Source organism: Streptomyces sp. NPDC026575 (genome assembly GCF_055567415.1).
Genome location: NZ_JBVHQM010000031.1, coordinates 91,628 through 101,227, shown reverse-complemented (window position 1 = coordinate 101,227; position 9,600 = coordinate 91,628). Strand labels below are relative to the sequence as shown.

The following is a 9,600-nucleotide window of genomic DNA, read 5'->3' as shown; positions in this document are numbered from 1 at the left end:
GAAATGATGCCGAAGAACGGCAGCGCGATGATGTACACCTCGGGATGGCCGAAGAACCAGAAGAGGTGCTGCCAGAGCAGAGCGCCACCATTGGCCGCATCGAATACATGGGCACCGAATTTACGGTCCGCCTCCAGCGCGAACAGCGCCGCCGCCAGCACCGGGAAGGCCAGCAGGACCAGCACACCGGTCAGCAGCACGTTCCAGGTGAAGATCGGCATCCGGAACATCGTCATGCCAGGCGCCCGCATGCAGATGATCGTCGTGATGAAGTTGACCGAACCGAGGATCGTGCCGAAGCCGGAGAAGGCCAGACCCATGATCCACATATCGGCGCCGACGCCCGGCGAACGCACCGCGTCCGACAGCGGCGAGTACGCGAACCAGCCGAAGTCCGCCGCACCCTGCGGGGTGAGGAAGCCGGCCACCGCGATCAGCGAGCCGAAGAGGTACAGCCAGTAGGCGAACATGTTCAGCCGCGGGAACGCCACGTCGGGCGCGCCGATCTGCAGCGGCATGATCCAGTTCGCGAAGCCGGCGAACAGCGGGGTGGCGAACATCAGCAGCATGATCGTGCCATGCATGGTGAACGCCTGGTTGAACTGCTCGTTCGACATGAGCTGCGTGCCGGGGCGGGCCAGCTCGGCCCGCATCAGCAGCGCCATGATGCCGCCGATGCAGAAGAACGCGAACGACGTGACCAGGTACATCGTGCCGATGGTCTTGTGGTCAGTGGTCGTCAGCCACTTCACGGCGGCGATACCGGGCTGCTTTTTCCGTACGGGCGGTGCTGCCGGAGCCGTATCGGCGGCGGCACCCTGAGGTTCGTTGAGGATGCTCACTGGTTCTTCGTCTCCGCATTCCTGGCGTGATCCGTCTGCTTGATGCCCGACGGCAGGTATCCGGCCTGGCCCTTCTTCTTCAGGTCCTGCAGGTGCTCCCGGTACCGCTCAGGGGAGACGACCTTGACGTTGAAGAGCATCCGGGAGTGGTCGACGCCGCAGAGCTCGGCGCACTTGCCCATGAAGGTGCCCTCCTTGTTGGGGGTCACCTCGAAGACATTGGTGTGGCCCGGGATGACGTCCTGCTTCATCAGGAACGGCACCACCCAGAAGGAGTGGATGACATCGCGCGAAGTGAGGACGAACTGGACCGTCTCACCCTTCGGCAGCCACAGCGTCGGACCGGGGTTGCCGGTCTGCGGGTTCCGGGTGCCCGGAACGCCCACGTCGTAGACACCGTCGGCACCGGCCGGCGCGGTCTTCTTCCACTTGTCCGGGATCGCCGAGAGCGCGCTGGAGTTGATGTTCGTGGTCGACTTGTCGCCGTCGACGTCCTCCAGGTAGTTGAACCCCCAGCTCCACTGGAAGCCCACCACGTTGATGACGTGGTCCGGCTTCTTGGAAGTCTTCAGGAGTGCGCTCTCATCACGCGCGGTGAAGTAGAAGAGCACCGCGATGATGATGAACGGGACGATCGTGTACAACGCCTCGATCGGCATGTTGTACCGGGTCTGCGCGGGGACCTCCACCTTGGTCCTGCTGCGGCGGTGGAAGATCACGCTCCAAATGATCAGGCCCCACACCAGCACGCCCGTTGCGAGGGCGGCGGCCCAGGAGCCCTGCCAAAGAGAGAGGATCCGCGGCGCCTCGTCGGTGACGGGCGTTGGCATGCCGAGGCGGGGGAAGTCCTTATATGTGCAACCAGTAGCGGTCGCCAGGACCAGGCCCGCAGCAAGCACCTGCGGCAGCTTCCGCCGCATCGGGCGCCGCGACGAGCGGTCGGAGCCGTTGGGACTCACGTAGCGCCTTCCCGAGAGTCTCGCCCGCGCGGTCGGCTGCGGCCTTACTCGCTGGTCGGTCGCCGCCCTGCGTCGGGCAGGGGTTTGGATGTTTATGCGGACCAAACCCTACTGGACGCTATTTGGGGTCGCGCGGGGAGGGTGCCCAACGCGCCGCGACGCACCCCTAAGGGGTGGCCGGGTCCTCCGGGAGGCGCCCTCGCCGCACCCGATTACCCGCTCCCACCAGGCATCTGACGGCGTGACCGGCATCGGCCCGCCCCGGCCCGGCGGGCCGGGCCGGGGCGGCCGGCCCGCGGACCGGCCGGGCGGGGGCCACCGCCGGGGACCACGGGGGGCTAACGTCTCGTACGTGCCCTACTTCGACGCCGCGTCCTCCGCTCCCCTGCACCCGGTCGCCCGTGAGGCGCTGCTCGCCTCGCTCGACGAGGGCTGGGCCGACCCGGCTCGCCTCTACCGCGAGGGCCGCCGCGGCCGGCTGCTGCTGGACGCCGCCCGCGAGGCCGCGGCCGAGGCCGTCGGCTGTCGGCCGGACGAGTTGGTTTTCACCCCTTCGGGTACGCAGGCGGTGCATCGGGGAGTCGCCGGTGCGCTGGCGGCCCGTCGGCGCGTCGGGCGCCGGCTGCTGCACTCCGCCGTCGAGCACTCCTGCGTACTGCACGCCGCCGAGGCCCATGAGGCGGCCGGCGGCACCCGCGCGGAGCTGGCCGTGGACCGGACGGGCCGGGTGGCGGCCGGCGATCTGGCCGCCGCGCTCACCCCGGACACCGCGCTGGTCGCCCTGCAGTCCGCCAACCACGAGGTGGGCACCGAGCAGCCGGTCGAGGAGGCGGCCGGGCTCTGCCGGGAGTCCGGCGTGCCGCTGCTGGTGGACGCCGCGCAGTCGCTGCCCTGGGGGCCGGTGCCCGGCGACTGGTCGCTGCTGGCGGCCAGCGCCCACAAGTGGGGCGGCCCGCCCGGTGTCGGTCTGCTCGTGGTCCGCAAGGGGACCCGGTTCGCGCCGCAGGGGCCCGCGGACGAGCGGGAGTCGGGCCGCAGCCCGGGGTTCGAGAACATCCCGGCGATCGTGGCTGCCGCGGCGTCGCTGCGCGCGCTGCGGGCCGACCCCGGGGCCCCCGCCGAGGCGGCGCGGCTGCGGCAGCTGGTGAACCGGATCCGCACCCGGGTGCCGGCGCTGGTCCCGGAGGTGGAGGTGGTCGGCGACCCGGTGCACCGCCTGCCGCATCTCGTCACCTTCTCCTGTCTCTATGTCGACGGGGAGACCCTGCTGCACGACCTCGACCGGGCGGGCTTCTCCGTCTCGTCCGGATCGTCCTGTACGTCCAGCACCCTGGCGCCGAGCCATGTGCTGCGCGCGATGGGGGTGCTGTCCGAGGGCAACGTCCGGGTCTCGCTGCCGTACGGGACGAAGGAGGCGGATGTCGACCGGTTCCTGGAGGTGCTGCCCGGGGTGGTGCGCTCGGTACGGGAGCGGCTGGGGGTGCCGTCGGTGGCGGCCGAGGCGCCCGAGGCCGGTGCGGCGGCCGAGGCCGGTGAGGCGCCGCGGACCGCGGCCGGCGCCGGGGCCGAGGACCTGGTCGTCGACTCCCTCGGCAGGCGCTGCCCCATCCCGGTCATCGAGCTGGCCAAGGTGATCGGCGAGGTGCCGGTCGGCGGGACGGTGACGGTGCTCTCCGACGACGAGGCCGCCCGGCAGGACATCCCCGCCTGGTGCACGATGCGCGAGCAGGAGTACGTGGGCGAGCGGGCGGCGGAACGCGGCGCCGCGTATGTCGTGCGGCGCCGCGTCTGAGACGTTCTTCCGGCCGGTTCAGGCCAGGTGCTGCTGGACGTCGGCGGCGGCCTCGTGGCCGTACGCCTTGGTGAAGCGGTCCATGAAGTGGCTGCGGTGCAGCTCGTACTCCTGGGTGCCGACGGTCTCGATGACCAGCGTCGCCAGCATGCAGCCGACCTGCGCGGCGCGCTCCAGGCCGACGCCCCAGGCCAGACCGGACAGGAAGCCGGCGCGGAAGGCGTCGCCGACGCCGGTGGGGTCGGCCTTGGTCTTCTCCTCCGGGACGCCGACCTCGATGGTGGCCTCGCCGACCCGCTCGATGCGGACGCCGTTGGAGCCGAGGGTGGTGACCCGGGTGCCGACCTTGGCGAGGATCTCGTCGCCGGTCCAGCCGGTCTTGGACTCGATCAGGCCCTTCTCGTACTCGTTGGAGAAGAGGTAGGTGGCGCCCTCCATGAGGGTGCGGATGTTCTCGCCGTCCATCCGGGCGATCTGCTGGGAGAAGTCGGCGGCGAAGGGGATGCCGCGGGTGCGGCACTCCTCGGTGTGCCGGATCATCGCCTCGGGGTCGTCCGCGCCGATCAGTACGAGGTCCAGGCCGCCGACCCGCTCGGCCACGTGCTGGAGCTCGATCAGCCGGGCCTCGCTCATCGCGCCGGTGTAGAAGGAGCCGATCTGGTTGTGGTCGGCGTCGGTGGTGCACACGAAGCGCGCGGTGTGCAGCACCTCCGAGATGCGTACGGAGCGGGTGTCGACGCCGTGGCGGTCGAGCCAGGCGCGGTACTCCTCGAAGTCGTTGCCCGCGGCGCCCACCAGGATCGGCTGGATGCCGAGCTGGCCCATGCCGAAGCAGATGTTGGGGGCGACTCCGCCACGGCGGACGTCGAGCTGGTCGACCAGGAAGGAGAGGGAGACCGTATGCAGCTGGTCGGCCACGAGCTGGTCGGCGAAGCGGCCGGGAAAGGTCATCAGGTGGTCGGTGGCGATGGAGCCGGTGACTGCGATACGCACGACGGGTCTGCTCCTGCGGGTGGCGGAGGGACTTGCGGACGTGGAGCAACGCTACCTGGCGGGGTGCAAAACCACCTGCGCATCCCGGACAGGCGGAACCTCCGAAACCAGTGGATAACTACTCAATAGTAGGTCTTTCTCCTCGGCGCGTGCCTGCGTACGGTGCCCCTATGACCAAGCCTGTGAAAGCCGTCACACCGCGTGTCGCCACCTCACCCGCCGATTCCGAGCCGGAGTCGCTCGACGAGCTGCGCGGGGACTGCGCACGGATGGCGGGGCGCTGGAAGGCCGGGCACCGGTCCGCGCCGAAGCCCGGCCGGGCGTCCGATCTGCACGGGGTCGAGGTTCCCGAGCGGTCCGCCGAGATCGTGGACCACATGTCCGACTACGGCGACTGAGCCGTTCGGGGAACCGCGCACGCCCCCGCTCCGTCCCATCGGCGTCCACCCCAGGGAGGGTGGCACGGCAGATGTTCAGCGGAGCTGAAGGAGCGATGCGGTGAACACCGAGGACACCCCCACGACCCCGGACCACCCCAAGGAGCGCCGGCGCCGCAGCCCGCTGCTGGTCGCCTCGATGGCCGCCGCGGTGCTGCTGGCCGGGGGCGGCGCGGCGTACTGGGCCTCGTCCGCGTCCGGCGACGAGGACTCCGGACCGGGTTCCGCGGGCCGGGCCGACCCGCCGCCGCTCGCGCTCGACGGGTACACGGGCGGCTCGATAGCGGCCGGTGAGCCCAATCCGCAGGGCGCGAAGTACAAGGCCGTGAAGAAGCTGCCCGGCGGCCCGTCGTCGGCGCCGGTGTACCGGCCCCAGGGCGAGATCAGCCGGGAGTCGGTGGAACGGCTGGCGAAGGCGCTGGATGTGGCCGGAAAGGTCCGCTCGGAGGGCACCACCTGGAAGGTGGGCGGGACCCCGGACGCCCGCAGCCCCGTCCTGCAGGTGAACAAGACCGGCTCGGGCTCCTGGACGTACGCGCAGTACGGCACCCCGGGCGGCACGAACTGCGCGCTGCCCGCCCCCGAGAACGGCAAGGACGGCGACCAGGCGGGCGCCGGCGCGTCGAGCCGGCCGGGCTGCCCCTCGTACCGCGGCGGCGGGGACATCACCACCGAGGACGACAGCAGCGGCAAGGACGCGGTGTCACCGGAGAAGGCCAAGCAGGCGGTGCGGCCGGTGCTCAAGGCGCTCGGCCAGGAGAGCGCCCGGCTCGATGCCGGCGGGCTGTCCGGCGCGGTGCGGATCGTCACCGCCGATCCGGTGCTCGGCGGGCTGCCGACGTACGGCTGGCAGAGCGATCTCCAGGTCGGCTCGGACGGCCAAGTGGTCGGCGGCAGCGGCCAGTTGGCGAACCCCGTCAAGGGCGCGGTGTACCCCGTGCTGAGCGCGGACAAGACGCTTGCGCGGCTGAACGCGGGCGGGGGCCGCACGCCGGCCGGCTGCCCGTCGGTGCCGCCCGGGAAGGGCGGCAAGGGCGACAAGGGCGGCCAGATCGCGCCGTGCGAGCCCTCGCCGACGAAGGCCCAGAAGCCGGCCGAGGTGACCGGCGCCGTCTTCGGGCTCGCGGTGCAGTACGTCAGCGGCGGCCAGGCGCTGGTGCCGTCGTGGCTGTACACGGTCCGCCAGCCGGGCGCCGGCAGCGGCCCGGACGCCACGACGACCGTCGCACACCCCGCGGTGGATCCGAAGTACCTGGCGCACAAGGACCGGACCCCGAAGGGGCCGTCCGGCAAGCCGGGGGCGATGGCGCTGGAGTCGTACGACGTGGGCGACGGCGGGCGGAAGCTGACCGTGCACTTCTGGGGCGGGGTGTGCAGCGTCTACTCGGTGAGCGCCGAGGAGTCGGACACGGCCGTCAAGACCAAGGTCGTCGGCAAGGACAAGAAGCCGGGTCAGGTCTGCGTGAAGATCGCCAAGGAGTTCACCAAGACCGTCACGCTGCGCGAGCCGCTGGACGGCCGGAAGGTGATCGACGTGTCGACCGGTGAGGCCGTACCGAAGCGGTAGCGGCAGGCCCGGACACGGATACGGCGAAGGCGGCGCCCCCACCCGGGGGACGCCGCCTTCGCCGTATGTGCGCGGACCCGCGATCCTTAGCTGAAGGAGTCGCCGCAGGCGCAGGAGCCCGTGGCGTTCGGGTTGTCGATCGTGAAGCCCTGCTTCTCGATGGTGTCGACGAAGTCGATGGAGGCACCGCCGAGGTACGGGGCGCTCATCCGGTCGGTGACGACCTTGACGCCGTCGAAGTCCTTGACGACGTCGCCGTCGAGCGAGCGCTCATCGAAGAAGAGCTGGTAGCGCAGACCGGAGCAGCCGCCGGGCTGGACCGCCACCCGCAGCGCGAGGTCGTCCCGGCCCTCCTGCTCCAGCAGGCTCTTGACCTTCGACGCGGCCGCGTCGGACAGGATGATGCCGTCGCTGACGGTGGTCTTCTCGTCCTGCACGCTCATCTACATCTCTCCCGGGTTGTACGGACCGCTTGTCATCGGATGCAACAAGCTGAAACCGGCGACGCCCCGGATTAATTCCGGCTGGGCGCTTCTTCTTCATGCTCGCACACCGGCGGCCGGGAACAGGTGGCCCACCGCACACAGGGCGGCGGTGATGCGTCACATCGACACTATGGCCATCGTCAAAGTGACGTGAAGCGGCTATGATAGATAGCGTCAAATAGACGAAAAGGCTTGTGCTCAAGAGCGCAAAGAGCTGTCCGCAGAGTAGAGAGGGTGCGTGTTGTGACCACCGCCCAGCCCCTGGACGTCCAGCCGACCCCGCTGGCCCTGCTCCTCCTCGGCCGTGAGGCCGACCCGAAGAGCGAGCGCGGCGTGGAGTGCCCCGGAGACCTCCCCGCCCCGTCCGACCCCGACCTCGTCGCGCGCGCCCGCGCGGCGAAGGAGAAGCTCGGCGACAAGGTCTTCGTCCTCGGGCACCACTACCAGCGCGACGAGGTCATCGAGTTCGCCGACGTCACCGGCGACTCCTTCAAGCTGGCGCGGGACGCCGCCGCCCGGCCGGACGCCGAGTACATCGTCTTCTGCGGCGTGCACTTCATGGCCGAGTCGGCCGACATCCTCACCGGCGACGACCAGCAGGTCATCCTCCCCGACCTGGCCGCGGGCTGTTCGATGGCCGACATGGCCACCGCCGAGCAGGTCGCCGAGTGCTGGGACGTGCTCACCGAGGCCGGCATAGCCGAGCAGGTCGTGCCGGTCTCGTACATGAACTCCTCGGCCGACATCAAGGCATTCACCGGCAAGCACGGCGGCACGATCTGCACCTCCTCCAACGCCGAGCGGGCGCTGGACTGGGCCTTCGAGCAGGGCGAGAAGGTCCTCTTCCTGCCCGACCAGCACCTGGGCCGCAACACCGCCGTCCGCGACCTGGGCATGTCCCTGGACGACTGCGTGGTCTTCAACCCGCACAAGCCGAACGGCGGCCTGACCGTCGAGCAGCTGCGCAACGCGAAGATGATCCTCTGGCGCGGCCACTGCTCGGTCCACGGCCGGTTCTCCCTGGACTCGGTGAACGACGTGCGGGCCCGCATCCCGGACGTCAACGTCCTGGTCCACCCCGAGTGCAAGCACGAGGTCGTGGCGGCCGCGGACTACGTCGGCTCGACGGAGTACATCATCAAGGCCCTGGAGGCCGCCCCGCGCGGCTCGAAGTGGGCCATCGGCACGGAGCTGAACCTGGTCCGCCGCCTGGCGAACCGCTTCGCCGCGGAGGACAAGGAGATCGTCTTCCTCGACAAGACGGTCTGCTTCTGCTCGACGATGAACCGCATCGACCTCCCCCACCTGGTGTGGGCGCTGGAGTCGCTGGCGGCCGGCAAGGTCGTCAACCGCATCGAGGTCGACAAGGAGACCGAGAGCTTCGCGAAGCTGGCGCTGGAGCGGATGCTGAGCCTGCCGTAGGCGCGGCGAACGGCCGCCGCACCCGTGGGGAGGCCCCTGCGGGTGCGGCGGCCGTCAGCTTGTGGCGGCCTCCAGGGTCCAGCGGACCTTGTCGTGGTCCTTGACCGCGGTGCCGCAGGGCCCGGTCGTGATCTTCTCTTCGTTGACGTAGGCGTTCCACTTCCGGTCGCCGTCCGCGGCGTCCCCGCGGATCTCGGTGACCACGAAATCCCCGGCCGCCTCGTCCCAGTGCGCCCGCACGCCCAGGTGGTACCTCCGGTCGGCGTCGGCCAGGGCGGTGAGCGGGGTGGGGCGCACACCGTCGGCGGCGCAGCGGAAGCCGCCGTACAGGGAGCGCGCCGCCGTGCGCACGATGCCCACGCTGCCGGTGAAGGCGCCGCCGGTGACCGCGACCCGGACCGGGGCGACGGGGCCGTCGGTGGCGGCCGGCGGCGCGAGCGCGAGGACGAGTCCGGCCGCCGGCACCAGGGCGGCCCTGCGGGCCGGAGCACAGCGCACGGTCTCCCGCCTTTCGTCGGTTTTTCACCCAAGGCCACCGTCGCACTACTCACCGCGATGCGCGAGCCGGTCGCTCGGGTGGCCCTCGATCCGCGACACGGCCCCCGGGGCCCGGCGAGGGCGGGCCCGGCTGGGCCGCCGGAGGGACGGAAACACCGCGCCGTCACCACGACAGCGTAACGCTGCGTAATCCATTCGTTGCCGGTTCGTTAGCGCGGTGATCCCGGTATCAGATCGGGTCCAGACAGGAAGGAAGTTCCGTCGTGGGTAAGGCAATGCGTATGGTCGCGGGCGCCCTCGGGGCCGGTGTGCTGGTGCTGTCGGCGACCGGCACGGCCGGTGCCAAGGGCTGGGATGGCGGGTTCTTCGACGAGGACGTGCACTGCGCGCCGACGTTCACCCTCCTGCTCCCCTCGGACGGTTGCCGTACGAACATCCTCATCGACAACCACCGGACGATCGCCAAGCTCAAGCAGACCGCCGGGGGCGACATCACCGACACCCTCGTGAGCGCCCGCAGGGGCGGCGGGGGCTTCGGGGGCTTCGCGGGCCTCGGCCGCTGATGCGGGCGCCGCACCCCGCGGTGCGCTGCTCCGGGGTGCGGC

At 70.7% G+C, this 9,600-nt stretch carries 10 protein-coding genes; 5 read left to right on the top strand and 5 right to left on the bottom strand.

The genetic code is table 11. The annotated features are described in order from the left end of the window. Together ACZ4NB_RS32500 and ctaC are read right to left on the bottom strand one after the other, a co-directional pair. A partial coding sequence (locus ACZ4NB_RS32500; RefSeq protein ID WP_467666627.1) for a cytochrome c oxidase subunit I occupies nt 1–842 on the bottom strand: 842 nt, incomplete at its 3' end. Further along, complete coding sequence (gene ctaC, locus ACZ4NB_RS32495) at nt 839–1,801, bottom strand: aa3-type cytochrome oxidase subunit II (protein ID WP_467666626.1); 963 nt, start codon at nt 1,799–1,801, stop codon at nt 839–841. The genes ACZ4NB_RS32500 and ctaC, both read right to left, overlap by 4 nt. Nucleotides 1,802–2,153: 352 nt before the next feature. Here ctaC and ACZ4NB_RS32490 point away from each other — a divergent pair, with 352 nt between their 5' ends. Then, a complete protein-coding gene (locus tag ACZ4NB_RS32490; RefSeq protein ID WP_467666625.1) occupies nt 2,154–3,593 on the top strand; it encodes an aminotransferase class V-fold PLP-dependent enzyme in 1,440 nt (479 codons plus the stop codon). 18 nt (nt 3,594–3,611) lie between these two features. On the opposite strand, the gene ACZ4NB_RS32485 is transcribed toward ACZ4NB_RS32490, so the two are convergent. Beyond that, a complete protein-coding gene (locus ACZ4NB_RS32485) occupies nt 3,612–4,586 on the bottom strand; it encodes a carbohydrate kinase family protein (RefSeq protein ID WP_467666624.1) in 975 nt (324 codons plus the stop codon). 170 nt (nt 4,587–4,756) lie between these two features. Between ACZ4NB_RS32485 and ACZ4NB_RS32480 the strand changes: the two genes are divergently transcribed. After that, the gene (locus tag ACZ4NB_RS32480; RefSeq protein WP_467666623.1) at nt 4,757–4,984 is read left to right on the top strand and encodes a hypothetical protein; all 228 of its coding nucleotides are present in this window, start codon (nt 4,757–4,759) and stop codon (nt 4,982–4,984) included. 100 nt (nt 4,985–5,084) lie between these two features. After that, nucleotides 5,085–6,590, top strand: a complete 1,506-nt coding sequence (locus ACZ4NB_RS32475; protein WP_467666622.1) for a hypothetical protein — start codon at nt 5,085–5,087, stop codon at nt 6,588–6,590. Nucleotides 6,591–6,676: 86 nt separating this feature from the next. On the opposite strand, the gene erpA is transcribed toward ACZ4NB_RS32475, so the two are convergent. Beyond that, nucleotides 6,677–7,033, bottom strand: a complete 357-nt coding sequence (gene erpA / locus ACZ4NB_RS32470) for an iron-sulfur cluster insertion protein ErpA (RefSeq protein ID WP_030070025.1) — start codon at nt 7,031–7,033, stop codon at nt 6,677–6,679. A gap of 276 nt (nt 7,034–7,309) precedes the next feature. Here erpA and nadA point away from each other — a divergent pair, with 276 nt between their 5' ends. Then, nucleotides 7,310–8,497, top strand: a complete 1,188-nt coding sequence (gene nadA / locus ACZ4NB_RS32465) for a quinolinate synthase NadA (RefSeq protein WP_467666621.1) — start codon at nt 7,310–7,312, stop codon at nt 8,495–8,497. Nucleotides 8,498–8,551: 54 nt separating this feature from the next. Here the strand turns inward: nadA and ACZ4NB_RS32460 are convergent, their stop codons facing one another. Continuing rightward, nucleotides 8,552–8,995, bottom strand: a complete 444-nt coding sequence (locus ACZ4NB_RS32460) for a DUF4430 domain-containing protein (protein ID WP_467666620.1) — start codon at nt 8,993–8,995, stop codon at nt 8,552–8,554. Nucleotides 8,996–9,258: 263 nt separating this feature from the next. Between ACZ4NB_RS32460 and ACZ4NB_RS32455 the strand changes: the two genes are divergently transcribed. Next, the gene (locus ACZ4NB_RS32455; protein ID WP_467666619.1) at nt 9,259–9,558 is read left to right on the top strand and encodes a hypothetical protein; all 300 of its coding nucleotides are present in this window, start codon (nt 9,259–9,261) and stop codon (nt 9,556–9,558) included. Nucleotides 9,559–9,600 lie beyond the last annotated feature (42 nt).

Coding starts and splice junctions, on each gene's coding strand:
- ACZ4NB_RS32480 (WP_467666623.1), top strand. CDS start 4,757: ATGACCAAGCCTGTGAAAGCCGTCACACCGCGTGTCGCCACCTCACCC.
- erpA (WP_030070025.1), bottom strand. CDS start 7,033: ATGAGCGTGCAGGACGAGAAGACCACCGTCAGCGACGGCATCATCCTG.